The 26,250-nt window shown below is 46.0% G+C and carries 22 protein-coding genes; 16 read left to right on the top strand and 6 right to left on the bottom strand.

The window, feature by feature from the left end; all coding sequences use genetic code 11:
* Positions 1-205: 205 nt before the first annotated feature.
* The gene (locus O3C43_02290) at positions 206-979 is read right to left on the bottom strand and encodes a hypothetical protein (GenBank protein ID MDA1065313.1); all 774 of its coding nucleotides are present in this window, start codon (positions 977-979) and stop codon (positions 206-208) included.
* 131 nt (positions 980-1,110) lie between these two features.
* On the opposite strand from O3C43_02290, the gene O3C43_02295 reads away from it, so the two are divergent.
* Positions 1,111-1,785, top strand: coding sequence for a hypothetical protein (locus O3C43_02295; GenBank protein MDA1065314.1), 675 nt, complete (start codon positions 1,111-1,113; stop codon positions 1,783-1,785).
* A 36-nt stretch (positions 1,786-1,821) separates the two neighbouring features.
* Positions 1,822-2,085, top strand: a complete 264-nt coding sequence (locus O3C43_02300; GenBank protein ID MDA1065315.1) for a VF530 family protein — start codon at positions 1,822-1,824, stop codon at positions 2,083-2,085.
* A 191-nt stretch (positions 2,086-2,276) separates the two neighbouring features.
* Here O3C43_02300 and O3C43_02305 read toward each other — a convergent pair whose 3' ends face one another.
* Complete coding sequence (locus O3C43_02305; GenBank protein MDA1065316.1) at positions 2,277-4,826, bottom strand: DUF3516 domain-containing protein; 2,550 nt, start codon at positions 4,824-4,826, stop codon at positions 2,277-2,279.
* Positions 4,827-4,944: 118 nt separating this feature from the next.
* Here O3C43_02305 and O3C43_02310 point away from each other — a divergent pair, with 118 nt between their 5' ends.
* Positions 4,945-6,474: an arylsulfatase gene (locus O3C43_02310; protein MDA1065317.1), complete on the top strand. Its 1,530-nt coding sequence runs from the start codon at positions 4,945-4,947 to the stop codon at positions 6,472-6,474.
* A gap of 7 nt (positions 6,475-6,481) precedes the next feature.
* Here O3C43_02310 and O3C43_02315 read toward each other — a convergent pair whose 3' ends face one another.
* On the bottom strand, positions 6,482-7,951 hold the full coding sequence (locus O3C43_02315) for an arylsulfatase (protein MDA1065318.1): 1,470 nt from the start codon (positions 7,949-7,951) through the stop codon (positions 6,482-6,484).
* A gap of 45 nt (positions 7,952-7,996) precedes the next feature.
* A complete protein-coding gene (locus O3C43_02320; GenBank protein ID MDA1065319.1) occupies positions 7,997-8,605 on the bottom strand; it encodes a DUF1080 domain-containing protein in 609 nt (202 codons plus the stop codon).
* Between the two features lie 90 nt (positions 8,606-8,695).
* Between O3C43_02320 and O3C43_02325 the strand changes: the two genes are divergently transcribed.
* Positions 8,696-9,550 carry an alpha/beta hydrolase gene (locus O3C43_02325; protein MDA1065320.1) on the top strand — a complete coding sequence of 285 codons (855 nt, stop codon included), beginning with the start codon at positions 8,696-8,698 and terminating at the stop codon, positions 9,548-9,550.
* Position 9,551: 1 nt separating this feature from the next.
* Positions 9,552-9,866 (top strand): DUF3817 domain-containing protein, encoded by a 315-nt coding sequence (locus tag O3C43_02330; protein MDA1065321.1) that lies wholly within the window; start codon positions 9,552-9,554, stop codon positions 9,864-9,866.
* A 45-nt stretch (positions 9,867-9,911) separates the two neighbouring features.
* Here O3C43_02330 and O3C43_02335 read toward each other — a convergent pair whose 3' ends face one another.
* On the bottom strand, positions 9,912-10,385 hold the full coding sequence (locus tag O3C43_02335) for a c-type cytochrome (protein ID MDA1065322.1): 474 nt from the start codon (positions 10,383-10,385) through the stop codon (positions 9,912-9,914).
* A 341-nt stretch (positions 10,386-10,726) separates the two neighbouring features.
* Here O3C43_02335 and O3C43_02340 point away from each other — a divergent pair, with 341 nt between their 5' ends.
* The 11 genes from O3C43_02340 (at position 10,727) to O3C43_02390 (ending at position 25,342) form a co-directional block, all read left to right on the top strand.
* The gene (locus O3C43_02340) at positions 10,727-11,440 is read left to right on the top strand and encodes an amino acid racemase (GenBank protein ID MDA1065323.1); all 714 of its coding nucleotides are present in this window, start codon (positions 10,727-10,729) and stop codon (positions 11,438-11,440) included.
* 18 nt (positions 11,441-11,458) lie between these two features.
* The gene (locus O3C43_02345; protein MDA1065324.1) at positions 11,459-17,311 is read left to right on the top strand and encodes an amino acid adenylation domain-containing protein; all 5,853 of its coding nucleotides are present in this window, start codon (positions 11,459-11,461) and stop codon (positions 17,309-17,311) included.
* A gap of 18 nt (positions 17,312-17,329) precedes the next feature.
* Entirely contained in the window at positions 17,330-17,896 is a 567-nt protein-coding gene (locus O3C43_02350; GenBank protein ID MDA1065325.1) for a hypothetical protein, read from the top strand.
* 55 nt (positions 17,897-17,951) lie between these two features.
* On the top strand, positions 17,952-19,016 hold the full coding sequence (locus O3C43_02355; protein MDA1065326.1) for a hypothetical protein: 1,065 nt from the start codon (positions 17,952-17,954) through the stop codon (positions 19,014-19,016).
* Positions 19,017-19,208: 192 nt separating this feature from the next.
* The gene (locus O3C43_02360; GenBank protein MDA1065327.1) at positions 19,209-19,436 is read left to right on the top strand and encodes a hypothetical protein; all 228 of its coding nucleotides are present in this window, start codon (positions 19,209-19,211) and stop codon (positions 19,434-19,436) included.
* Between the two features lie 106 nt (positions 19,437-19,542).
* Complete coding sequence (locus tag O3C43_02365) at positions 19,543-19,818, top strand: hypothetical protein (protein ID MDA1065328.1); 276 nt, start codon at positions 19,543-19,545, stop codon at positions 19,816-19,818.
* Complete coding sequence (locus O3C43_02370; protein MDA1065329.1) at positions 19,815-20,621, top strand: TatD family hydrolase; 807 nt, start codon at positions 19,815-19,817, stop codon at positions 20,619-20,621. Before O3C43_02365 ends, O3C43_02370 begins: the two co-directional genes overlap by 4 nt.
* Before the next feature lie 57 nt (positions 20,622-20,678).
* Complete coding sequence (gene eboE, locus O3C43_02375; protein MDA1065330.1) at positions 20,679-21,854, top strand: metabolite traffic protein EboE; 1,176 nt, start codon at positions 20,679-20,681, stop codon at positions 21,852-21,854.
* A gap of 92 nt (positions 21,855-21,946) precedes the next feature.
* Positions 21,947-22,807 carry a UbiA family prenyltransferase gene (locus O3C43_02380; protein ID MDA1065331.1) on the top strand — a complete coding sequence of 287 codons (861 nt, stop codon included), beginning with the start codon at positions 21,947-21,949 and terminating at the stop codon, positions 22,805-22,807.
* Positions 22,808-22,817: 10 nt separating this feature from the next.
* The gene (locus O3C43_02385; GenBank protein MDA1065332.1) at positions 22,818-23,978 is read left to right on the top strand and encodes a 3-dehydroquinate synthase; all 1,161 of its coding nucleotides are present in this window, start codon (positions 22,818-22,820) and stop codon (positions 23,976-23,978) included.
* Complete coding sequence (locus O3C43_02390) at positions 23,975-25,342, top strand: alkaline phosphatase family protein (GenBank protein MDA1065333.1); 1,368 nt, start codon at positions 23,975-23,977, stop codon at positions 25,340-25,342. The genes O3C43_02385 and O3C43_02390 overlap by 4 nt, the downstream gene beginning before the upstream one ends.
* 6 nt (positions 25,343-25,348) lie before the next feature.
* Here the strand turns inward: O3C43_02390 and O3C43_02395 are convergent, their stop codons facing one another.
* Complete coding sequence (locus O3C43_02395) at positions 25,349-26,119, bottom strand: DUF1080 domain-containing protein (GenBank protein ID MDA1065334.1); 771 nt, start codon at positions 26,117-26,119, stop codon at positions 25,349-25,351.
* Positions 26,120-26,250: the final 131 nt, after the last annotated feature.

A 26,250-nucleotide genomic window follows, 5' to 3' on the forward strand; every position in this document is an offset into this window, starting at 1 on the left:
TCCAGTGTTTAAGCGGACCTCCCTCACGAAAAAAACCGAAATTTTATCAAATCCATTCCGAATCGGCCAAGTCGGGCTAGCACTTGGTTTTGGAATGGTGCTTACCAAGGTGTCATAAGAATCATTGTTAATAAAACGATTCTGAGAGAAATCTTTTCCCCCTTACAGACCCGAAAAGGACCAAGCGAAAGGTGGGGTACTTTCTTTACTGAAAGAAGGATTTGGAACTCTTGGACGCATCCGGCGCCCATATCTTGATGTTGTCGACAAAGCCAATATCATCAAATGAACCGAAACCGATGAATCCTTCCTCAAATGGAACTTCATCAGCGATCATGATCGGAGTCAGCATGTCATCGAAATAGAGTGCGACCGTTCCTTTAGCGATATCGCGAACGATCCGAATCTTCTTCCACACCTCTACTCCCCAATCTACGCCAACGGTTCGGAAATCCGTTATCGGCGTACGATCCGCTTCGTTTACGACAAACACATTATGGGCATTGTTATCTCCGTTTTTGGCGATGTGAATGTACATGTAGTGACTGGGATCCTGAAATCCGAAAAAGAAACAATGGTCGCGATGCGCATACCCGGGAGCTTGGTCGGCGTTTTCGTATTGCTTCATGTACTCCTTGATCGGAGTTCCTTTCACTCCGCTTTGCTGAATATCGACTTCGAGTACAAAGCTACCGAATGTTTTTCCTTTTATCAGAGCGATGTTCAAAGGAGACCGGTGGGGAGGCTTATAATCGCTGGCACCTTTCAGGGACAACACCTGACTTCCCTGAACCTTGGTTAGTTCCCAAGCAGAAGAATCGGTCATCATGAATTCCGTGAAAGAGGATTTTTTGTCGAACGACTGCTCGTACTGGAGCTTAAAATTATCCGGAATATCCGGCGACTTGGCAGAAGCGCAGGCAACGCTTCCGAGTAACAAAAGACTGGGGAAAAGATGACGACAGAAGAAGTTTTTCATAGGGACACTTATTTTCATGCTTAAGTTGGGAGCAGACTAAGATGCCGCAGGAAATAAAGGCAAACGATTAACCCAAGACTTGCCAGCTTCTACAACAACAGCGACAAACGATTATGCGCACCGCCCTAAGCTTGAAGTTCATCCTAACCTCAATTCTGTTTTCAGCCTTAACAGCACTCGGAGCACCCTTGGCCAAAAAAGGGACCCCGATACTTTCCAATCCATTTGAGGGATCTCTTGAAAGACATGAATCGGTCGACCTCAAGAACGGTTGGACCAGGAAAATCAGTTTTGGCATCTGGACCCTGCAAAACGATGGGTCATTGAAAGCAATCAATGTTCCCGAGCATGGGCACGGCCCCGTGCTTACATTCATAGCGCTTATCCGTGACATCATCATCGAATGCGAATTCATGATCCCCGAAACTCCCATTAAAGACCGACACTTTCGGATCTTTATCGATGAAGATGGATTCGGCGGACACAACATTCAATCCACGGCGAATCTCAGCTCATCCTTCCGACCCGTAGGATTCACTCTTCAGCACCTCCGCAAAGACGAGAAGCAAGGGATAGTCCAGGACGTTGATTTTGGTCCGCTCGAATTGAATCTCATACCCGGCAAGTGGTACAAGATGCGATTGGAGGTAGTCGGTGACCAGGCTCGAACGACAGTCGACGGAATAACGCTGGAAAGCCAACATGCCAACCTGAACGTTGAAAAGAGTAAGATCGGGCTAAATCCGGGATTGGCCGGGGGAAGCATTCGTAATTTCAAAGCCTGGGAAGTTAAAAGCGGTTCGTAACCAATACCGGATTCAATAATCTTCTAAGCATAAAACATGGGCGAACACATTTCCAAGGATCCTCTTCACGGCGTTACGCTTGAATATATTATCAAAAACCTGGTGGAGTACTACGGCTGGGAAGAACTGGGTAAACTCATTCCCATTCGTTGCTTTGATACCGACCCCTCCATAACTTCCAGTCTAAGATTTCTGCGCAAGACTCCCTGGGCGAGAACCAAAGTCGAGGGACTTTACATTTACACGTTGAAAAAGGAAAGCAGAGATGAATCTACTGATTGCAAGGATAGAGGTCTTTGAGTTTTGAAAGATTATCCGCTGACTTCGCCTTCAACAAATGATTCAGAATAAATATTGCAATGTGTAGGAACTGCTTTAGCTGCGATTTCTAGCTCGCAAACGATCGCAGCTAATCGTACCAAGAGAAAAATTGCGTTCAATCACCGTTTTTCAGCATTTCTCACACTTCGATGTTAAAAGATATTCTGAAATTAATACACCGAAATGGGGCCGACGCCGACGGGAATCAACTCTACCTTCCCTAATCCCTTGGCAGATTTGAGGGAAAGTCTAAACACGAATTGAAAGTCGTTGAGCTCATCCGGGTCCACCAGCGTTTGTTCAATGGTCCAGTTTGAACGATCGTCGGACTCGCTGATTCGGGTGTTCCCCTTCTCTCGAGCACCGGGATCTAATCGAATCCATTCGTGATTCTCGTAATAAGCAGTCATCGCCTGTTCCAGCTCCATCGCTTGAGATCTCGCCTCGGGAAACATCTCTTCAAATTCAAAACTTTCGGTGATCTCCTGATATTCCTTATTGGCCAACATCCGAAGGAAGCGGAATACTTCGTTTCTTACCAAACGCGTAAACGATTCACGATCTCGGGTAATGTCGATGACTCCAGGGTTCTTATTCTCCGCCTCGGCCTCACCAGATCCAACAACATAATCCGGATTGCGCAGGAGTTCCCATTCATCCAAAAGGCTGGAGTCTGTCATACGCAGAAGATTTTCGATGTAAGTAATAGCATCATTCACTGCTTCTGTTTTAAAATGTGGCGGAATGGTATTATCGAGCACCCGGTAAACATTGGTTAGGTGGCGAAGCAAGAGACCTTCGGCACGCATCAGCCCATAGAGTTTAATGTAGTCGGCAAAACTGCTGAACCGCTCAAACATTTCCCGCGCGATCGACTTCGGCTTGATATTCTCGGTACCCACCCAGGGGTGCTCACTAGCAAATTGATTAAAGGTTTCGTAGATAAACTCGCGTTCAGGCTTGGGATATTCGAGCTCCTCAAGTTTTTCCATACGCTCGTCGTATTCGATGCCCGCAGCTTTCATTTCAGCCACTTTGTCACCCTTTAATTTATCCAGTTGCATACGCAATATAACATCGGGATTTTCAAGGATCGACTCAACCAGACTAAGCAACTTGAACGGATATTCGGGGGCGGTGGTATCGAGCAAACCAAGCGTATCGATACAATAGAGAGCAAGTGTTTGGTTCAGAGAAAAGTCATCCTGAAGCTCTATATTAACACGCAGTTTTTGAGTAGCGCCCTTCGGCATAATCTCGATGATATTCCGATCCACCAAAGCACGAAAAAGCTGAAAAGAGTTACGCCTCATTGCCTGCTTGGATCGATCGTTATTGTGACAATCGTTGATAAGAGTCCGCATCGCTCTGCAACCGTCCCCTACCCGACTCAGGACATTGAGCAACATCCCATGCGACACATTGAAACTCGAGGTTAACGGTTCCGCAGGAGCGGCCTGCAATTTGTTAAACGTTTCTTCGTCCCAATGAACAAACCCACGGTCAGGCGGCTTGCGTTTAACCATCTTCTTTTTCTTCTTCGGATCAGCTGCCGCTTTCGATTCCATCCGCTTATTCTCAATCACATGCTCCGGAGCCTGAGCTATCACATAACCATGGTCGTCAAAACCCTTTCGTCCAGCACGGCCGCTTATCTGGTGAAAATCACGCGCGGTTAGGATGCCGGTGCTTGTGCCACTGTATTTGCAGAGCTGGGTGAAGAGAACGGTTCTAATTGGTACATTGACTCCGACGCCAAGCGTATCGGTTCCGCAAATGATTTTAAGTAATCCTTTCTGCGCAAGCTTCTCCATCAGGACCCGGTACTTGGGTAACAGACCCGCATGGTGAAGCCCAATACCGCTACGAAGGAGTTTCTTTATGTCTTTTCCAAAGGGACTCGTAAAAGGAACGTTTTGAAGCTCTTCGGAAATCTCAGCCTTCTCTGCTTTTGTGCAGACATTGAAACTGAGTAAATTCTGCGCCGTCTCCGAAGCGGACCGTTGGGTAAAGTGAACGACATAAACAGGAAACTTGTTGGTCGCCTGCAGTTTTTCGAGCGTCTCAGTAAACGGATCCTCCACGTAGCTGAACTCCAACGGAACCGGCCGATCCGTACTCGAAACGCTTGCACATTCGTTGCCCGTAACACGCTCAAGTTCATTTTGAAAGAACCGGGTATCACCCAAGGTGGCAGACATCAGGAGAAAACGGGCATGCGGCAAAGTCAGCAACGGAGCTTGCCAGGCTACACCCCGTTCAGGATCGGAGTAGTAATGAAACTCATCCATGATCACGTCGTGCACTTTCGCCTTCTCTCCGTCTCTGAGCGCTATGTTGGACAAGATTTCGGCCGTACAACAAAGAATGGGTGCACTCCGGTTGACGCTGGCATCACCGGTCATCATACCGACGTTTTCAGGGCCAAAGTCCCGGCACAGCGACAAGAACTTCTCATTCACCAGCGCCTTAATCGGGCAGGTGTAAACGGATTGCTTGCCGGTGGAAGCGGAAAGAAAATGCAATCCTGCGGCCACCAATGATTTTCCAGACCCGGTAGGTGTATTCAGGATAAGGTTCTTTCCTGCAAACAACTCCAGTATAGCCTCCTCCTGAGCAGGGTACAGTTCGATCCCCTTCTCCAGCGCATACTCTAGAAAATGCTCCAGCAGTACGTCCGGATCTGTTTGGCCTACCAGAGGTAAAAGCGGAAAATCCATGGCGAGCGAGCATTCAAGTTGATTCCTTGAGTGCAATAGTAGGTTCAAGAAATCTCCTCCTGAGACCGTACGGTCTAGGTTGACGCCTCTTCAAGCATTCCCTCAATATCTAGGGTCCATGACACAACGTCCGACCTCAATATCCGCATTCTTCCTTTTTCTATTCCTACTAACCGCGACCCTATCAGCACAGGACCAACCAAATGTCATTCTAATCATCGCCGACGACATAGGGTTTTCCGATATAGGAAGCTATGGGTCGGAAATTGAAACACCCCATTTAGATAAACTAGCCTATGACGGCCTGCGTTTCAGAAACTTCTACAATATGTCAAAATGCGAGCCGACAAGAAGCTCACTTTTTACAGGGAGGTTTTTGCCCGGTAAGCATATTGAAAATGCGATTCCATTTTCGACGCTCATGCACGAAGCCGGCTACTACACGGCTATGGTGGGCAAAGAGCATTTAATGTCCTGGGTACCTGCCCGTTGTTTTGCCGTAAACAGTTTCGAAGACTCTTTTGTATTCTGGAAAATCAATTCTTTCTGGCTTCCTCCAAGTGGAGAGTTTGAATATCCTTTTCGATTCAATGGCGTTCAGGTCAAAGCGGAGGATATGCAGGTTACCAGAGAACCTCTTTTCAAAACAGACGTTATGACCGACTACGCCTTGAAATTCCTCGACAAGGCGAATGAGAGTAAAAAGCCCTTCTTTCTCTACCTGCCCTACCACGAAGCACATTACCCGCTTCAGGCGCGTGAAGAAGACATTGCGAAGTATCGCGGTAAATACAAAGTCGGTTGGGATAACATTCGGGCCGCACGTTTCGCCAGACAAAAGGAGTTGGGAGTCATTCCAGTCAACGCCGAGCTCAGTCCACCGGAAGACAATATCAATAATTACCGCGGCCCTTATCGGGACAATATTTATAAATACCGCCCATGGGATTCGTTGGATGAAGAAGAACAAGACGAGCTTGATCTTGAGCAAGCGGTTTTCGCTGCGATGGTTGACGGACTGGACCAGAACATTGGGCGGGTGCTCGAGAAACTGGATCAAATCAAGGAGCGCGAAAACACCCTGATCATTTTCTTTACGGACAACGGATCCTGTCCTTACGACTCGAATGTAGATTTCGACATCCCCCCAGGCGGAGCCGACTCCTACCGAACCCTTTCAGCAGCATGGGCCAACGTCGGTGATACTCCCTATCGATTCTATAAACAATATGGCCACGAAGGCGGTGCCCACACGCATATGATAGCAAACTGGCCCGGTGTTATTGAACCAGGCTTCAGTGACGGCCTCGCCCACCTTACAGACATTTATCCGACCATGCTTGAACTCGCAGGTGCCGAATATCCGGATTCATTGAATGAGAAACCTACACCAAGCCTGGATGGAGAATCATTGATGCCCTTATTAAAAGGTGAATCACGATCGGAACCGGATATTATCGTGTCGGGTCACGGTGAAAATTTTCGCATGGTTCGGGTCGGCGACTGGAAGTTGGTCAGAGTGAATGGAAATGCCTGGGAACTCTATAACCTCGCAGAGGACCCCACTGAATTGGACAACCTGGCTGAAAATAAACCCGAGAAGGTTAAAGAGCTAATCAAAGCCTACGAAGATTATTTGGAAACTTGAGGTCCCTTTACCTGCTGCGATTATTTGTAATCAACTTCACCGCCTCCAATTCAAGTGCTTTTGCTTTGGATGGATTCTGGTTATACCGATCCTCGGTTTCACTGAGATCTTCTTTCATGTTGAAGAGTGACCAAGGTCGTTCGAAACGGTTGCCTTTGGGAAGCTGACGTCCGCCAGAACCATTGCCTAGAACCAGTTTCCAATCGCCATCGCGGATGGCAAACATCGCACCACCGGAGTGGTGAATTACAGGCGCTCGTTTAAATGCTTTTTCGTTGCCAATCATTAAAGGCAGAAAGCTGAAGCTATCCTGAGCAGCCACCGTTGGAGGTGGAAGTTCAGAACCAACAACTTCCGCGGCTGTGGCAAAAAAATCGGTGTGAGTAATTGTCCGGTCTGACTTGCTTCCTGAGTTAACTTTTCCAGGCCAGCGCACAAAGAAAGGAACGCGATGACCGGCTTCCCAAATGTCGGCCTTGGTTCCACGCAGTTCTCCGTTGGCCGTATGATTGGCTTCGTAAAATCCCTGCACCGTTTCATCATTAACATGGTCAGGTTCATTTGAATCTGTTTGGCGATACATGTAGGAACCATTGTCACTCGTGTAGATAACCAGGGTGTTGTCGTAAATTCCTGCGTCATCGATTGCTTTTAATACCTGACCAACCGTCCAGTCGACCTGCATCACGAAATCACCATAAGGCCCCAAATCTGTTTTCCCCTTAAACCGGGAATGCGGCATGGCTGGTTTATGTGGCGCGGTAAGTGGAAAATACAAAAAGAATGGCTGCTCGGTTTTCGATTGATCATTAATGTAGTTAGCAGCCTTTTGGGTTAAGGTGTCCAAGCAATCGATTATGGAAAAATCCGATCCTAATTCGCCTTTACGAAGAAAATGGGGGAATCCACTTCCTGGATGGATACGATCAGGAAGGCCAGTGATGGTATGACCTTCAACATAAACATAAGGTGGAAAATCCAACGATGCCGGGATAACCAGTGAGTAATCAAACCCCACATCTACCGGGGAGTAGTCCACGTGTTTGGCCCAATCCCACTCACCGGCAGTCTTTTGAAATCCTAACCCCAGATGCCATTTTCCGACAATTCCGGTAGCATAACCTTGTTTCTTCAAAAAGGACGCAACCGTCTCACGATCCCGCTCAATAATGGGAGCTCCGTACCCATTGAGTACTCCATGAGTCAATGGGCTTCGCCAACAGTAGCGGCCAGTCATCAAACCGTATCGAGTAGGAGTGCAAACGGCGGATGGTGAATGCGCATCCGTAAAAGTCATACCTTCCCCCGCCAATCTATTTAGGTTTGGGGTTGGTATTTTGGAATTCGGATTTAAGGCCTGCACATCGCCGGACCCCATGTCGTCGGCCATAATGAAGACGATGTTCGGACGAGTGTCTGCGAGGCAAATGGAGGCACAGGTAAAAAAGCAAACTGAAAGGAAATAGATATACTTCATAGTAAGAGAATTGGTTGAATGTAAGAAATCAAGCAGGAGGATTTATCAAAGCTCCTCAATCGTAATGTCCTTATACCAGGCCTCGGTGGGTTTGCCGCTGTGGATCTGCACGGCGATAATCCCCTCGACCGGAATTTCTTCCACCGGTTCATTCCAATCCACCGTTTTATGGCCATTGAGCCAGAGTTGAATGTGTCGGCCTTCGCAACGAATCACGTAAGTATTCCAACCATCGTAGTTAATATGCTCAGACAGCTTTTCAAGGTCCGGACCTTGCAAAACAACACGTCTACGAGATTCGTCATAGAGGGCTCCCCAGTACCGGCCACCCATATCCGCTTGATACCCTATCACTTCATGGTGATTGGGAATACGCTCCGTGCGAAACTGAACTCCAGCATTGGGGCTTTCTCCAATTAGTCTGAACTTAAAGCGCAACTCAAAATCACCATAGCGTTTCTTAGTGCTGAGAAATTGGTTCTTGGGAATCGCTGTCTCCAAATTACCTCCAACAATAGCTCCATCTTCAATCCGGAAAGATTCGAGGGGCCCTTCCCAACCGTTGAAAGATTTTCCATCAAATATGCGAACTGGTTTTGCGTTTGCGAGGGACGTAAAGGTAATGACAAAAATTAGGGTAATAAACGTTTTCATTCCTTAGCTCTAAAGAACAGTTTGGATGTTGCCCAGCAAAGAGTGTGACTGTTTTATTATGCCAGAACTAAATCTCTTCCACCCATAACCATGCGAACAACCACGACTATTATCATAGCTGGACTACTGGCCTTAAAATCGGCCATAGCACAAACTGACTTCATCGAAACGAACGTTCAGGTCGCCCAAAATGTTGAAGGGAAATTGGTCGTACCAGGTGGAGAAGAGGCGAAACGAGCGATTTTGATTCTCCATGGTTTCAACGATCACATGGATAGTGTCGGTGATTTACATAAACTAGCTGCTCACGGTCTGGCAAAAGAAGGATTTGGCAGCCTCCGAATCAATTTTCGAGGAGAAGGAATTCGCAATAACAGTGTGATAACTTCGACACTGGAATCCCGAACCGAAGATGCAGAAAACGCCTACCGTTTTTTGAAGAAACAATTTCCAGAAGCTTCATTTGGAATAACGGGGTGGAGTATGGGTGGCAGCACAGCGATTATTCTGATGGGTACCCACCCAAACTGGTTTGAATCGGCCGTATTTTGGTCAAGCGGAGGACACAACTTGAAAGATAAGCTCGCGGTAGGCGAAACTCCTGAACACAGCGCGATGATAAAAAAAATCCTGTTAGAAGGAAAGGCTGAGAATCAAAGTTGGACGACCATCACCTACACTCGGGAAAACTACGCAAGCTGGATCGGCTTCGACTCTGCTGATTATTTGGGAAAGTACGAAGGAGCATTTCTAGGCATTCGTGGATCAGATGATTTTTTACCACTCCATGAACCCGAATGGTTGAAAATCCTTAAAGGCGAGCCCCTGGCTTATCATGTACTGGGAGGCGCTGATCACATATTCAATGTGCTTGACCCACAAAAAAGCCAAGGCGATACAGTGGTTAAACTCACATTGGATTGGTTTCAAAACACACTAAAATAAAATGCAGGATAAAACTTTAAACCGGTTTCGAAAAGTAGCCATCTGGGAAGGCATTTCCTTCTTGATCCTTCTAGGAATCGCCATGCCAATCAAATACGGCCTGGGAAACCCGATTCCGGTAAAAGTCGTGGGAATGATCCACGGAATTCTCTTTATCGCGTATGTAATTTTACTAATCCAGGCAGCCATGGAATATGACTGGCCCTTCAAGAAATCTGCCTTGGCTTTTGCCGCCTCCCTAATCCCATTCGGTCCTTTTCTCTTTGATCGTCGTTTAGCAAAAGAAGCATTAGCCACCGAAGCGTTGGGTCAGTAGTAAAAAAGCCTCACTCAAACGCTTGTCCAAGCTAAGATTTCATAGTTAAGGGTAAATCCCCTCATAGGCATAATCCGGTAGAACCACTTTGTAAGTGGATTCCAAAAAGGTGACCAAGTCTATGAGCTGTTTCGCAGTCATTTCTTCTGTCAGATCAGCCATTTCTGAATTTCCATCCCGGTCTGTATAATCTCCACGATACTTCGGTAGGATTATATGATCAGGATAAATAACAGACGTCACCAATTGGCCATAGGTTTTTACGCGTGTTGTTTCCCCTCCTAAAACAACTTCAATTCCTCTCGGAGAAACATAGGTAAAGGCATCTTCCATGCCGGCAATGGTATGGCATCGAACACAGTCCAATTCCACGAAAGCAAGTTTACCTTGCTCAACATTTCCCTCAGGCAGTCGGAATCCTGCTGCCGATTCCTTTGAACGCGTACAGCCTACCGGGAAGAGTAAAACCAAGAGGCAAATGAATAACACCAACCACATAATTTTTTGGACGATAATCATAGTTTTCATAATTTCCTTTCAGGTATATGAAAACTATATCACTCGATCAAAAAAACACAAATCTCGGAGTAAAAAAACAAAGAAATCCCCACCTGCGTTTTATAGATTCCACCCGAGATCTGAGCCTTGGCCGGCTCAGAGGTATTGGTTTCACCCTACCAAGCAATCAGGGGAAATACCTTAATCCACTAGGATTAACCACTAACTTCCTTAGTAGGTAGTTATATCATTGAATACCAATGCTCTAACAATTGAGCAATTTCATAAAAAATTATCTCTATTTATGAATAAAATGCACGTGTTGCCGTCTCAGCCCTATCAGCACTTCAAAGATTTGAACTATGAAAGAGACATTAGGCATATTAGGTGGAATGGGGCCTTTGGCTTCGGCAGAGTTTGTTAAAACTCTATATGAATTTAACTTGGTTGATAAGGAGCAATCGGCACCCGCTTGCATTCTCTATTCGGACCCTTCGATTCCAGACAGAACAGAGGCCATCCTGCGTGGTGACACAAAGAAGGTAATTCAACGTATCCAGACTGGGCTTGAAAACTTAAACAAGCTAGGTGCCACACACTTTGTAATAGCATGTATCTCTTCACATTACTTTATTCCGAATTTTCCAAAAGAATTCAAAGATTCAATCATTTCGTTGGTAGATATTGCATTAAGGGAGGTTGATGGTTTTCCGGGCAAATGCCTACTGCTGGCAACCAACGGAACGATCCGGGCCAAAACATTCCAGAAGCACCCGTTGTGGGAAAATTTGAAAGGGAAACTCTTGATACCCGAAGAAAAGGATCAGGTGAGTATCCACGAATTCATTTACAAACAAATTAAGCCCAATCGAACGATGGTCAGTGAATCATTTCTCTTATCTTTAATGGAAAAATACGATGTAGATGCTTTTGTTGCCGGCTGCACCGAATTCCACCTGACGAACAAAAAACTACTTGCTTCCGGCAATCCCTCACTTCGCTTCATTGACCCACTTTATAGCATTGGCAGGGAGTTCCCGAGTCTCGTGAGGCAACAGGGTGTTAAACAGCGCTAATAACGTTTGAACATCCGCATGAAAAAGAGTGTCTTGTCTCCAACCAGAGCCTCCACAAATTTAGTTGAGCAACTAAACAACACGTTTGCATCCTATTCGAAAAACATCGCGATCGAGACTGATAAAGTCCGAGTTTCGTACGGGCAATTGGAAATCTGGGTACAGCAGCTTATCCATAAAATCCAACCTGCTCTAACGGATGCGGAGCCTCGAATAGCTGTCCTTTCGGATCATCCGTTGGAATATATTGCGGCAATGCTTGCAGCATTTCGGTTAGGAGCACTTTACGTCCCAATGGATCCAAGTTTCCCAAAGCTAAGATTTGAACAAATACTCAGCGAAGTAAGACCCACCCTTATTCTTCTGGGAGATATGGAAAAAACTCCCGACCTTGGCGAAAATTACGAGACGATGGAGATGCCAACTTTTACGGGCGAAACGGAAACCACCTTCGATCCACTTCCTGAACGAACTATTTCAGAAGAAGCACCCGCATACCTTTTCTTCACCTCGGGTTCGACCGGAAAACCAAAAGGCATTGTTGGAAAACTTTCCAGTCTTCGACACTTTTCACAATGGGAAGCCGATGAATTCAATTTAAATAGCGACTCAACCATCAGCCAATTCACAACTCCAACTTTCGATGCATTTTTACGCGACGTGATTACGCCATTGAGTATTGGCGGAACCATATGCATCCCTCCGCAACGTCCTGCCATGATGGGCGCTGAAGCACTCTGGGACTGGATAGAGTCCAAGCAGATTTCATTGATACATTGCGTCCCCTCTCTTTTTTCCGCACTGCTTGAAGGGACTTGGAAAAGCAGGGTCCTTTGCTCCTTAAAGCATATCCTCTTAGCTGGAGAGGCATTACCACTTAGACAGGCAGAGAATTGGATTAATCATTTCCACCAAAGGATTGAATTGGTCAACCTGTATGGATCGACTGAAACCACAATGGTGAAGTTGTTCCACCGCATCAGAAAGCGCGATGTGGAGGGCGGCTTTATACCAGTTGGACAGCCCATGTCGGAAACTGAAGTCGTTATTCTCAATGACCAAAAGCAAATCTGCCAAGTCAATGAAATCGGTGAAATATTTATAGCTACTGCCCATCGAACTCTTGGTTACTTCAATCAACCCGAAGCAACCGCACAAGTATTTATAGATAATCCTTACACAACAGACTTAGCCTACGCGACAGGTGATTTGGGAACCGTTCTTCCCGACGGGAACATCCGTTTATTTGGCCGTAAAGACCGGCAAGTGAAGGTGGGAGGAGTAAGGATTGAACCGGAAGAGGTTGAAAGTGCGTTACTCAAAATAGTGGCTATCAAAGCTTGCGCAGTCACAGTGAATACGCTGGTTGAACATAGAGGAAACCTCATTACCAAAGAAGCGGTTCAAAACACAATCCAATCAGGTAATCCTCAAGCGGGTTTGACCGGGTATTTAGTACTGAAAGAACAAATCACCATTTCCGAGATCCGTAAGCAACTTGCGGATCATTTACCTTCCGCTGCTATCCCTCGCACCTTCTTTTCCGTCGAAGATCTTCCAAGAAACACGAATGGGAAAATCGATTATTTCAAGCTTGGCGAAATGAATACGGCCAAAGTCATACGCGATCAAATATTCGAGCCACCCATATCAGAGGTAGAACGGACCGTCGCAAGGTTGTGGGAATCGGTATTGAATGTACCGACAATCGGTAGACACGACGACTTCTTTACCCTTGGCGGTGATTCTCTTACTGCAATGCAGGTCATGAATCGGATGAGAGAATTTTATAACGGCTCAACAAGAATTACAGATTTACTCACCCAACCGTCATTAAAAGATTTCTGTCAAATCGTTGAGAAACAACAACTCGATCGACCAATAGCACAAAAAGGGAGTTGGGTAAATTTAGACGCAAATTCCGAAACGACCTACCCTTTAACTCCAGCGCAAAAAGGGTTATGGTTCCTCTGGAAAATGGATCCGGAAAGCCCTTACTACACATGCCAAGGCATCATACATATTAAAGGTAGATTTGACGAGAACGCCCTCCAGGAATCCTGGAGCCTATTGCAGCAACGCCACGATATATTGAGAGTTCGCTTTGGTAATGTATCCGGTTCACCGACACAGCACTTCGTTAACAACTCAGAACCCTGGGTATTGGGACCCAAAGTAGATCATCTGGAAGGAAAGGAGGCGGTTCAAAAGATCAGAGATTTAGCTAAAAAAGAGGCCCAAACAGCATTCAACCTGGAAGACGATAGTTTACTCCGGGTCAAACTATACAAAATCGGAGCTGATCACCATGCCTTGCAGTTGACCATGCATGAAATCACCATCGACCTTTGGGGTATTAGAATCCTGCTCAATGACCTCGCGGCCTTATATGAGCAAGCGCTCAACAAGCATCAATTGCTGCTTGAATCCAAGGGTCCCAGTTTCAGGCAATTTCTTCTCTGGCAGGATTCACACAAGCGTTCAGGCAGCTTGGACGAAACCTATTGGAAATCCGAGCTGAGTGGACAACTCCCGGTTTTGAATTTGCCACTTGATCGTCCTCGATCTCCAAAGCCAAATTATCAGGGGAAAACAATACATTGCCTATTGGATGAAGAGCTAACGGAGAAATTGAAGTCCCTGAGCCAGGAACAAGGAAATACCTTATATGTCACACTTTTAGCCGGTTTCTTTTGGACTCTTCACCGATACTCGGGACAAGAGGACATTATTGTAGGTAGTCCAATTGCCCAAAGAAATCAGGCCGAAAGCGAAGACTTAATAGGATTCTTTTTAAACATGCTTCCCATTAGGCTAACGGTGAAACCTCATCAATCGGTCAGACATTTTATCAGTTCGATAAGAAAAAAAGTAAACGGTGCCATAGAAGCATCCGAATACTCATTCACCAACATGCTGGAATGGGCTCAATCCGTCAGAGACACAAGTATATCTCCGGTATTTCAGGTCATGTTTAACATGCTAAGCTACACAGATCGAAAACTGGAGTTCAGCGATTTCTCTCTCGGTTATGAAAGTCTGGAAACAGGACATACCAAGTATGATTTTTCAATGTATGCCCAAGAGTACGGAGGAAAATTATTTCTTCAAATCGCCTACCAAACAGAGCTCTTCGATGAAAGCACCATGCAAAGATTCCTCAAAAATCTGGAAACTTTCTATCGCTCCATAGTTGAAGGAATTGATCCCCCCTTGAATGAAATCGAATCTTTGCACCCTACCGAGAAGAAGCAGTTAATGACAATCGCCAAGGGGCCGACCATGGAAATCGCTGACGACCGTTCCTTAATCACAATTTTTCAGGACCAGGTTGGATTAATTCCTAACGCTACTGCTTTGATTCACCAGGGTAAGGTGCTCAGCTACAGTGAGCTCAACACATTGACTGACCAACTTGCCCGAGTGCTCGCCCATTCGGGCAACACTTTTGAAACGCCAGTTGCAATCTCACAAACTCGATCCTTCCATATGGTTGCTGCCATTTTGGCAGTAATGAAAATGGGAGCCACCTACGTGTATCTTGATCCTCAATACCCAGAAGCAAGGAACCGCGCCATGCTTGAAGATATAGACCCCAGCCTCCTCATTGCCGACGAACCTGAAGCATTTGAAAAATACGAAAAGAAAATTATCCCATGGGGCGAGAGGCTGGAGATTCATTACGCAGAAGGCGACAAATCAGTCGATGTAGTTCCTAAAAGAAATGACTTGTTCAGCATTGTTTACACCTCAGCATCGACCGGAAGACCGAAAGGAGTTCAGGTAAGAGAGCGTGCAGTTCTAAATCGACTTCAATGGATGTGGGAAGCACACCCATTCTCTGACATCGATGTAATGCTCCTTCAAAAATCACTAAGTCTTGTTGCTTCTTCATGGGAGTGTTTGGGCGGACTGTTAGCTGGAGTTCCAACCGTGATTGCAGATCATGATACCGTCATAGATCCCGCAGCCTTGGCCTCCCTATGTAATCAACAAAATGTAACCCGAATCTACGGATCACCAGCCCTGTTCGCGGGAGTCATGGCTCAAAGAAAAAAGTCTCCAGGTAACTTCATTTCACTCAAACTTGCTTTTAGCAGTGCAGAACCCATCTCACCCTCACAAGTGCAAGAGTGGAGTGTACTTTTCCCATCCATTCCATTATTTAATTTGTACGGTTCGTCAGAATGTTCATCCAACGCTTTGTCCTATGATTGCAGCCATTTCGACCCTGGTTCCACAAGAGTGCCGATTGGGAAACCGCTGCCAAACATCAATACCTTTGTTCTGGATAAAGATCTTCGACTCGTCCCCAAGGGTGCCGCCGGCGAGTTATGCATTAGCGGAACTTGCTTGGCAGCTGGTTATCAAAACTTGCCTAAGGAAACTGAAGAAAAATTTATCCAGGTGAACCCTGATCGATTTGGTGGACCTGTTCTATATAAAACCGGCGACCTGGTACGCCTGGGACAAAATAACCAATTGGAATACCTTGGGAGAAATGATTTTCAAATTAAGATTCGAGGTTTCCGGATTGAACTGGAAGAAGTAGAAAATTGTTTAGCTTCAATCCCAGAAATTGAAGCATGCGTTGTTTGCGTAGATTCCTCTATCCCGGAGGAACCCAAAATGATCGCCTTCGTTCAATGCGACAATGCTACCATTGAGAAGGACCTAAGACAAACGCTTAGGAAGCAATTGCCCGATTATATGATACCCAGTCAGTTTGTGTTCCTCCCCAATCTTCCCCGTACAGCAAGCGGGAAAATTGATAGAAGCTCACTCAAAACACCTTCAGCCCAGGACCTAAACACGAATTCTCCTGAAACAGCAGATATCGGATCCCTAGAATCCAGCATGGCACTTTTATGGCGACAACATTTGGCAAATCCAAATCTCGGTGTTGATGATAACTTCTTCGATCTGGGTGGACATTCCCTTCTGGCCGCAAAATTATTTTCTGAAATAGAAAAATTGACCGGTAAAGCATTCCCGTTGAGCGCATTATACCGCGCACCAACAATCCGTGAGTTATGTCGATTGTTGGAAGAGGATGGTCTGACGAATCTTTGGAGTTCATTAGTTCCCATGAACCAAGGAACATCCAAGCCTCCATTATTCTGTTTGCCGCCATGGGGCGGCAGCGCCTATTTTTTTAGATACCTGACGAAATACCTGAATAAAGACCAACCTTTTTATACCTTGGAATCATGTCATAATCAGGAACGTGAAACAACGTCCGAGACATTGAATGAATTGATTCAGAAAAATTTCGACGAAATCATGTCTTTTTATCCTGAAGGCCCGCTGTTTCTATGCGGATTTTCAGGAGGTGGAGTTATTGCCTGGGAACTTGCAAACCGACTCACAGCTCACGGACGTACGGTAGACAATGTGATCCTGTTCGACACCTCATATCCGAGACACACACCCAATTTCATTCGAAAAATGAATTCCGCAGAAAGGTATAAATCCAAGGCCCGAGGGTTGGTTTATTCAATCCGCCGGCTGAACGGATGGCACAAACTTTGGTTTCTAATTGAGACAGTTTTTATGAAAGTAAAGTGGCACTTAATTCCTCAAACGAGTGAGCAGAAAGAGGCGATTGAACAGGAAGTAAATTCAATGGAAACGAAGCGGTCTTTCTTCACGAATTATTCAGCCTCAAATTACGCAGGAAAAGTAACCATATTTAAAGCCAAAGAACGCCGCCTGGAGACCCTGTCGGATCCAACATTGGGATGGTCGGAACACACTGAACGTGAAATCGAATTATGCGAAGTACCCGGTAGTCACAACACCATGTTGATCGATCCTAATGGAGAAACACTTTGTATGAGATTACAGACACTCCTGACTAAACACGGTTAAACCGATTTCCACCGATTCATGAATAAGAAACAAGTCAGACTACTCTTCGCGTTGTTACTCGGAATTTTATCCGTTGTGTTCTTGCTTTCCATGAACAAAATTGAACCCTACCCTGCCCCGGTCTATCCGTCATTTGGGAAAGCACCTATAAAAGAAGAAGTCATCCAAATCAATAAACCAGAGTTCGTGGTTTATTTTGAGAATTCAGATTCTCAGGAAGTGGACTATTTTAAATTGTTCAACAACATCCCGATTTCGCATGTAAATCACTTGGTAGTTAATAATTTAAATCCAGAGCGCAAAGTGGATCTGGAGCGTTGGCAGGCTAAGCCATTCAAGAGTTTTCAATTAGGACGATACACCATCGAGTGGAGACGAACGCCGAATTTGCCAACAAAAGAGGAAATTGCTCGAAGAAAACAATTCTTTCGAAATCGGATAACCGAGACAACCGGGAGACAAGACCCAGTGAACCTCCACATTACTTGGTACCGCTATGACTTCGTATTTGGGAAAGGAATCGTTTGGGAAAGTAAACGGCAAGTATACGAGACGGAAATCAACCTTGTAGACGAAAGTATATAAAATGATCTCGTCCATTTTTTCACGGTTTGATCGGTGGTTATTTGAGAGTTACTCAATGACGCCAAAACATTGGGGGCTCTTCAGGATATCATTTGCGGTATACATGTTGGCCTTTGTCGGGCTTCCGGAACTCACCTACCTTTCCGAATTACCTGACGATTTTTTTCACCCTCACCAATTTAGTCTCGGTCAATTTGCACCCGGGTTTCCAGGATACCTTTTTCTCAAAGTTCTAGGTCTCATCATCGTGTTCCTTTTCCTGTGTATCTTGTTTGGCTACAGAACTCGAACGGCATCTATTGTTTCCGTAGTGTTGGTCATTTTCGCCAAGACCTTTGTATATTCCTTGGGACAAATAAACCACGACTTCATAGTCTGGTTGGTTCCAGTCGCAGGCGCTTTTGCAAATTGGGGTGCGGCATATTCGATAGATAGTTCAAATAAGCAATCCTTTGGAAAGGAAGAGAGTCAGTCTTGGCCCATCGTTTTTCTCGTAGTAACTTTCTGTTTCGCCATGGCACTTTCTGGATATCAAAAATTCCTGGGAGGCTGGGCTGATTTGTATGCAAACCCGGTACAACAAAATCTGGCGCGAATGTTTATTGTTGTTCAAAGACAAGACTTCCTGGCTCCCGCTTTAAACACCTTCGACAACTTCTTTTTATGGAAAGCCCTCGATTATCTAACTCTCATTTTTGAGATTGGAATCCTTATCGGCATATTTTTCCCAAAGATATTCCGTCTATTTTTGATGGTAGCCGTTGTCTTCCATCTTTCGAACCTACTGATTCTGAACATAGACTTTTCCTTCAATTTTGCCTTCTACGCCCTCTTCTTGCCGTGGCCAAGAATTTGTAACTGGATCGACCGTTCAAAGGACATCCATTTTCTAATGGCGCGATTTCTAACTTTAAAATGTTTTGTTTTAGTCAGCTTCCTTTATTTGATATTTTTCGCGGCGACAGAGTCATCATTGGTCATTTTCAGCTTCAATCTTTTGGGCATCGAATATTTAGGAAATGCGATGGTGCGATCCTTACTTGGATTTGGTATCGTAATTTGGATCGCTGTGGATCATTTGAAACAGCGAAAAGGGGCTTTTCTCCCAACCACATTTTAGGTTTATAGCTGAACGATCGCCTTTCCTGAACTCAAAATCCACGAAGGTGTATTTAAAGTCGGTGACCAGGTCTTTGGGCTCTTTCCAAGCGGTGGTTATAGTCAGGAGAAGATTTGTTAATACTCTCCATCAAGGCAGATAAAAATCGCCTCCCATTTGAAATGAGTTTGTTAATTCATAGACTTATACTCCATGAGAAACAAACAGGCCCCCATCAAATCAACCTTCCTCGATGGAATTCGAACACACCCTTGGATATCAGCTATTTTCATGTTTTGTGTAGTCCTTTGGATCAGCATAGCACTCATATTTCTTCCAGAGGGTTGGAGCGAATTGAGGAAAATAGCCGCAGGTGTTATCTGGGGATTATTTTGCGCGACCATTGTTACGGCGACTAGAACGGTGGGAAACTCAGACTAGAATTAAGCACTCGGCCACGGTTTGGTATATGTTTTGAAGAGAAAGGAGATTTTGGCTCGCATCGTCAAAATAGGGAGGCACACTAAAATTTTTACCAAAATTCCCCATGATAAAACCTAGAGAAAAACAGAACTCCGTTGAGCTGTATTTCATGGAAGCCCGCTCAAAGTTGATCGACATAGCGGCCTTTATGGACCGGATAGAGCGTGACGGACTCACCGACGATTTTAGATATCAAGCATTTTTGGACGCCTTAAAGCAGCTGGATTCAACCACGCGTGCCGAGGCAGTCTTACTTGCTCTAAGCGACCCAACCGAAGAACCTATCCAGGTCGCCACAACCAAAGCCGCAACCGGAGCTTGGCCCGAAAAACCTAGATGAGATATATAGAACCACACGCCCATATGGTGAGCCGGACCACCGACGATTACATGTCCATGGTGGTGGCTGGATGCAAAGCCGTTTGCGAACCTGCTTTCTGGGCAGGATTCGATCGGAGCTCGGTCAACGGGTTTTACGACTACTTTTGCCAGCTTACCGATTACGAACCAAAACGAGCTGCCAAATTCAAACTGCCTCATTTCTCCTGGCTCTGCATCAATCCCAAGGAAGCCGAAGACCTGGTGTTAGCCCGGGAAGTGATAGCGATGATACCTGATTTCTTAGGCCGTGAAAATGTGTTGGGCATAGGTGAAATTGGCTTGAATAAAAACAGCCGCAACGAACTTACCATTTTGGAGGAGCACGTGAATCTCGCAGCAGAGCATAAGCAGCTCATTCTCGTTCACACCCCTCACCTGGAAGATAAACTCAAGGGGACCAAACTGATTGTTGATTTGATCAAAAACGACTCCCGTATTGATCCTGGAAAAGTGCTGATCGACCATGTGGAGGAACATACCGTCAAATACGTCATGGACGCGGGCATGTGGGGTGGACTCACTCTGTACCCAGAATCCAAGTGCACCTCTCCCCGAGCCATCGATATTCTTGAAAACTTTGGAGGAGACCGACTCTGGATGAACTCAGCATGCGATTGGGGAATAAGTGTGCCGTTGGCGGTACCTTATGCAGCCCAGGAAATGCGCCGTCGCGGTTACGATGATGAAATACTTGACCAGGTATTTTTCAAGAACCCGGTATCCTTTTTAAGTCAGTGTCCGAACTTTACGGTTCGAGGATGATTCGAAAACATCCAAGTGGTTGATTGAAAACGTAGCTGTCTGATCTATTCCCAAAATATGCATTTAGCCAATAATAGTCACCTAGCGTATTGCACCAATATTCACCGGGGAAGCTCTTGGGCCGAGACCATCGACTCGCTTGATAAGTTTGCTCTTTCAGTAAGAGATCAAGTGTCGCCAGATCGCGAATACGCTATTGGCTTAAGACTCGGGGCATCTGCGGCAAAGGAATTGTCAGACCCAGTGACCCTGCTAGGGTTTCAACGGTGGCTGGAGAAAAACAATTGTTACGTTTTTACGATTAATGGGTTTCCTTACGGCAACTTTCACGGCACCAGAGTTAAGGACCAAGTCTACAGACCCGATTGGACATCTCCAGACCGTCTGGAATACACAAACCTGCTCTTTGATCTTCTTTGCGAAATCCTACCAGCTGGCATGGAAGGCAGTGTAAGTACCCTGCCCGGTTCGTTCAAACGCTTCATTACCACTCAGGAACAAAAGACAGCCATCTTCGACAACCTGATCTCCAACGCTGAACATATTGGCAAACTCAGCGAATCAAAAGGCCACGACTTACACCTCGGATTGGAACCGGAACCACTGGGTTATTTTGAAACCAGCCAGGAGTCGGTAGATTTTTTTGATCAATTACTGAACCATGCTCCCGACAAGAAAGATCTGCTCCTTGGCCACCTGGGAATTAATTATGATACCTGCCACCTGGCAGTTGAGTATGAAACGGCTGATGAATCGTTACGACGCCTTGTGGAACAGGATATAAGAATCAGCAAGATCCACTTGAGTTCCGCCTTAAAAGTTGCCGATTTCTCAAAAAATACCTTAACAGCCCTAAGCGGGTTTTGTGAAGAAACGTATCTACACCAGGTGATTGCACGAACGGGAAATGAACCGCTCGTACGATACGAAGATCTCGACCTGGCGCTCGACGCCCGCGCAGCTGGCCAAGATAGGGCAGATGAATGGCGCATCCATTTTCATATCCCTATTCACGCAGAGCCGCAAAAACCACTGTACTCAACCAGCGACCACATTTTGGGTACTCTGGACTTTCTTAAGGAAAAGCCGGAAGTCTGCCGTCATTTTGAAATGGAAACCTACACTTGGGAGGTTTTGCCCGGTAATTTAGGTAAAACCAATGTGGTCGACCAGTTAGTCAGAGAGTATGAGTGGACGTTTGCGGAGTTTAATGCGCGTGGACTAGGCTGCTAACTTGCCGAATAATACAATTATAGAAGCACTTTCAGGCTAAGTAGGAAAAATGTTCTCGCTCGTTTCGCGAAAGTTAATTTCCCCTTACTACAATGACTGATTTCCGATCATGGCTGGTTTTGGGCCGCGTATCCAACTTATCGACTGTTTGGTCCAATGCGCTTTGCGCCTGGATTTTGGGAGGAGGAGGAAACCATCAGACAATTGCCTGGCTTTTGGTTGGGCTAAGCCTCCTCTACGTTGGAGGCATGTATCTGAACGATTTCTTTGACGTATCGTTCGACAATAAATTCCGACCTGAGCGTCCAATCCCGGCCGGAAAGGTCAAACGCTCGACCGTTCTCATTGCCGCTATTTCCATGTTCGGCATAGGTATGGGCTGCCTCTCGATGGGTGGACAACATGCGCTACTTTTTGGACTCCTTCTGCTCGGGCTAATCGTAGTTTACAATATTGTTCATAAACATACGGTCTTGGGGGTTCCGCTCATGGCAGCCTGCCGGATGGGAATTTACCTCACGGTTGGGGCCGCCTCCGTTACGGGAGTCACACCTTCGATCTGGGGTGCTGGATTTCTCATGTTTCTTTACGTGCTTGGCATTACCGCTTTAGCCAGAAACGAATCGAATTCAGTCTCGGGTTCTGCCGTAGGATCTGCATTTCTGATCTGCCCATTAATCGGAGTTATCTATCTGGCAGGGCCTCCTTACATTCCAGTCTTTCCGGTTTTCTTGTTAATACTCACTCTTTGGATGGCACGCACTTTTTCAAATGCCCGAGCGACCGGGGAATTTATCGTAGGAAAAACGATCGGACCTCTTTTGGCCGGAATTTGTCTAATGGACTTGGCAATCCTCTCGAGTATGCATCTAGTGACTCTTCCCATTCTGGGACTCCTGCTTGCATTTTTCGTCATAGCGTTAATTGCTCAGCGTCGCATCCCAGCTACCTAATCGATTCCTCATGCCCGAATATTTACCGATAGAATATCCGATTCAGATCCCTTACCAACTGAGGGTATATTTTACAAAGGGTGTCTTTGATACTGCAAATCCGCTGTTTCGAGATTTGTCCTGCTCCAGAGAGAGTGGAATTCGCAGGAAGGTCCTAATCTATATAGACGAAGCGGTCAGCCAGTCCAACCCCGACCTCCAGAGTCAAATCGAAGCGTATTTCAACCACCATGAAAACGATTTGCGTCTGATGGGGGCCCATGTCCTGAAGGGCGGGGAATCGTTAAAGAATGATCCCAACGTGATTGACCGGATCTATGCAGATATTGAGGACAATCGTATTTGCCGACATAGCTTCGTTGCAGCGATTGGAGGCGGTGCCTTGTTGGATACGGTCGGATTTGCAGCTTCGACTGCCCATCGGGGAATCCGCCACCTGCGTTTGCCAACGACCACTTTGGGTCAAGCCGATGCGGGCGTAGGAGTAAAAAATGGTGTGAACTTCAATCAGAAGAAAAATTTTGTGGGGGCATTCGCTCCGCCATTTGCTGTCATAAATGACTTTAGGTTCCTTTCCTCATTGCCTGCCGTTCACATGAGAAACGGCTACATTGAAGCGATCAAGGTGGCTTTGATTCGAGATGCGGAATTCTTTCGTTGGATTGAAAGCAATGTGGAAGCGTTGAAGCATTTTGAAAACGCTGCGATGGAAGAGCTCATTTACCGGTGCGCGAAACATCACGTGGCGTTCATTGCCACTTCAGGTGATCCTTTCGAAATGGGTTCGGTCCGGCCATTGGATTTTGGCCATTGGGCCGCTCACAAGCTGGAGCAGCTTTCGGACTTTGCGTTAAGTCACGGAGAAGCTGTCGCCATTGGAATCGCCATAGATACCCTTTACTCTGAGCAAAAAGGCTACCTTAGCTCAGAAAACGCTGCCCGTATTTTAAACCTGCTTAAGCAGTTGGATTTCGAGACCTACTCGGACTACCTGGAGAAGACAAATGGCAATCGCTTCCCTTATGTGTTGGAAGGGCTGGAAGAATTCCGCGAACACCTGGGAGGTCAGTTAACCATAACTCTGCTCAAGCATGTTGGCTCACGATTTGAAGTTCACGAAATCGACAGCGAAGTCGTTCTCAAGGTCATCCAACGCTTAAAGAACTTATGAAGCGGACCGCGGTCATCAATGTCGTTGGCTTAACCGCCGGATTATTGGGTGACCACACGCCTTGTATCAACGCATTGGCGAAGCGCGGAAACCTAACATCTTTCAAGCCATCGTTTCCCGCCGTCACCTGCACGGCTCAATCCGATTTCCTTACCGGTAAGAACGCCTCCGAACATGGGGTGGTAGCCAATGGTTGGTATAATCGCGACTATAGCGAAGTTCATTTTTGGAAACAGTCCAATCACTTGGTTAAAGGACCAAAACTTTGGGATGAGCTCCGAGACGAAGCCCCGGGTTTCACATGTGCAAAAATGTTCTGGTGGTATAATATGTATTCGACGGTCGACTTCAGTGTAACGCCGCGGCCTATGTATCCGGCAGACGGCCGGAAATTTTTCGATGTTTATACTCACCCTATGGGGATGAAGGAGGAGATGAAAAGAGATTTGGGCGAATTTCCTTTCCATACCTTTTGGGGACCCAAGGCAGGCATTGAATCGTCCCAATGGATAGCCGCTTCGGCCAAATGGATCGAAGAAAAGGAGCAACCCACTCTCAATTTGGTTTATCTTCCGCACCTTGATTACAATCTGCAACGTTTGGGATCGAAAGATCCTGCTATCTCCAAAGATTTGTCCGCCATCGATACGCTGGTGGGAGAATTGTTCACATTCTTCGAAAGCAAATCGATTCAAGTGGTTTTACTTTCGGAATATGGAATCACCTCCGTTGATAACCCCATACACATTAATCGCGCCCTTCGCAAAAAAGGTTGGCTGACTATCAAACCAGAATTGGGGCTTGAACAGCTCGACTACGGTGCCAGTGAAGCTTTCGCCGTCGCAGATCATCAGGTAGCTCATGTCTATGTAAAAAACAAAGAGCTCCTCAATGATGTTAAACAAACGCTTGAATCTCTTGAGGGCATTGATCGGGTACTTGATGAAGAAGGAAAGGCGGAGTTCGGAATTCATCACGAACGCTCGGGCGACCTGATCGCAATCGCTGACAGCAAGTCCTGGTTTACCTATTACTACTGGCTCGATGATGATGTAGCCCCGGATTTTGCGCGCTGCGTGGATATACACCGGAAACCTGGCTATGATCCTGTCGAACTCTTCCTAGACCCAACCATTCGTCTCCCTTTCTTGAAAATCGCATGGTTCCTGCTTAAGAAAAAACTGGGCTTCCGCGCACTGTTGGACGTCATCCCACTGGATGCAAATTTGGTGAAAGGATCGCATGGCAGAATTCCCGAGGATGAAAACGATTGGCCGCTAATCATAAGCGAAGCATCCAATGCGGAAGTGCACTGTTCAACAGACGTTTATAATCAGCTTCGAACCATTATTCTAGGAAACTAGAAATGCTCAAAGCTCTCGGATAAAGATATCTTTGAAATGCATTTTCAGTTCATCTTTCGCATGTAGCTGAAGTGCAATAAATCCTCTCATGCCCACACGATGTTTTTTGTGGGCTTCATCATTCAACAGTCCTTCCCCATCAAGATCTGCTACCATCATACCGTTGAGTGTGGTAGTAATCTGGGGACCTTCGCATCGGATGATTAAATCGTTCCACGCATTGGGACTGTCCGCATAATTAAAAACCCATTCCTCGGGTCCATCAGCGGCGTCAATCTTCGAGCTGGGCATACTTGGACTTATCCAGCGTTTCGTTTCGGGTGTTTCGTCGTAGATAAGACCGGTCCGCCAAGGAAGAGGTGGATGGATATCAACCTGAGGTCCGTGCATCCATGCACCTTTAGGAAGATCTGATCTGGCAACCCAGCGACTACGAACTTGCACTCCACTATTTCCAGGAGAGTCCCGGAAAGCTCTGAACTTCAACTTCAACTCGAAATCTTCAATCTCAAGCGCATGTTTTAACCAAATAGAATCGTGATCCTTATCACCCATGGAATCGCAAACAATCATTCCATCCTCTGACTTCCAATACGCCTTCTGGGAATCGGCATCAAATGATTCGACTGACCACCCGGAGAGATCATTCCCGTTGTAGAGCGAGGCCCATTTAAGGTCCTTTTTCATACCTATATAAATTCCCAGTATCGCTCCTACAGAAAGAAGGATGGTTCCGACAACGATTCGATTGATTAGGGATTTTGCGGATAGATTCATGTCTGGATTAGTATTGAGCCCCAAAAATAATCGAAGCGCAAGGAAGCTCGAAATAGAAACCACGGAAAATCGGAGCGACTTTCAAGATAGAACTTTGACTCCTTCAGGAGGTATTGTTCTGCTTAAATGTA

Source organism: Verrucomicrobiota bacterium (assembly GCA_027622555.1).
Classification (GTDB): Bacteria; Verrucomicrobiota; Verrucomicrobiia; order Opitutales; family UBA2995; genus UBA2995.

Bases quoted from the DNA above. Each gene is read 5' to 3' on its own strand.
- O3C43_02290 (MDA1065313.1), bottom strand. From the start codon at position 979: ATGAAAAACTTCTTCTGTCGTCATCTTTTCCCCAGTCTTTTGTTACTC.
- O3C43_02300 (MDA1065315.1), top strand. From the start codon at position 1,822: ATGGGCGAACACATTTCCAAGGATCCTCTTCACGGCGTTACGCTTGAA.
- O3C43_02305 (MDA1065316.1), bottom strand. From the start codon at position 4,826: ATGGATTTTCCGCTTTTACCTCTGGTAGGCCAAACAGATCCGGACGTA.
- O3C43_02310 (MDA1065317.1), top strand. From the start codon at position 4,945: ATGACACAACGTCCGACCTCAATATCCGCATTCTTCCTTTTTCTATTC.
- O3C43_02315 (MDA1065318.1), bottom strand. From the start codon at position 7,951: ATGAAGTATATCTATTTCCTTTCAGTTTGCTTTTTTACCTGTGCCTCC.
- O3C43_02320 (MDA1065319.1), bottom strand. From the start codon at position 8,605: ATGAAAACGTTTATTACCCTAATTTTTGTCATTACCTTTACGTCCCTC.
- O3C43_02325 (MDA1065320.1), top strand. From the start codon at position 8,696: ATGCGAACAACCACGACTATTATCATAGCTGGACTACTGGCCTTAAAA.
- O3C43_02330 (MDA1065321.1), top strand. From the start codon at position 9,552: ATGCAGGATAAAACTTTAAACCGGTTTCGAAAAGTAGCCATCTGGGAA.
- O3C43_02335 (MDA1065322.1), bottom strand. From the start codon at position 10,385: ATGATTATCGTCCAAAAAATTATGTGGTTGGTGTTATTCATTTGCCTC.
- O3C43_02340 (MDA1065323.1), top strand. From the start codon at position 10,727: ATGAAAGAGACATTAGGCATATTAGGTGGAATGGGGCCTTTGGCTTCG.
- O3C43_02345 (MDA1065324.1), top strand. From the start codon at position 11,459: ATGAAAAAGAGTGTCTTGTCTCCAACCAGAGCCTCCACAAATTTAGTT.
- O3C43_02350 (MDA1065325.1), top strand. From the start codon at position 17,330: ATGAATAAGAAACAAGTCAGACTACTCTTCGCGTTGTTACTCGGAATT.
- O3C43_02355 (MDA1065326.1), top strand. From the start codon at position 17,952: ATGACGCCAAAACATTGGGGGCTCTTCAGGATATCATTTGCGGTATAC.
- O3C43_02360 (MDA1065327.1), top strand. From the start codon at position 19,209: ATGAGAAACAAACAGGCCCCCATCAAATCAACCTTCCTCGATGGAATT.
- O3C43_02365 (MDA1065328.1), top strand. From the start codon at position 19,543: ATGATAAAACCTAGAGAAAAACAGAACTCCGTTGAGCTGTATTTCATG.
- O3C43_02370 (MDA1065329.1), top strand. From the start codon at position 19,815: ATGAGATATATAGAACCACACGCCCATATGGTGAGCCGGACCACCGAC.
- eboE (MDA1065330.1), top strand. From the start codon at position 20,679: ATGCATTTAGCCAATAATAGTCACCTAGCGTATTGCACCAATATTCAC.
- O3C43_02380 (MDA1065331.1), top strand. From the start codon at position 21,947: ATGACTGATTTCCGATCATGGCTGGTTTTGGGCCGCGTATCCAACTTA.
- O3C43_02385 (MDA1065332.1), top strand. From the start codon at position 22,818: ATGCCCGAATATTTACCGATAGAATATCCGATTCAGATCCCTTACCAA.
- O3C43_02390 (MDA1065333.1), top strand. From the start codon at position 23,975: ATGAAGCGGACCGCGGTCATCAATGTCGTTGGCTTAACCGCCGGATTA.
- O3C43_02395 (MDA1065334.1), bottom strand. From the start codon at position 26,119: ATGAATCTATCCGCAAAATCCCTAATCAATCGAATCGTTGTCGGAACC.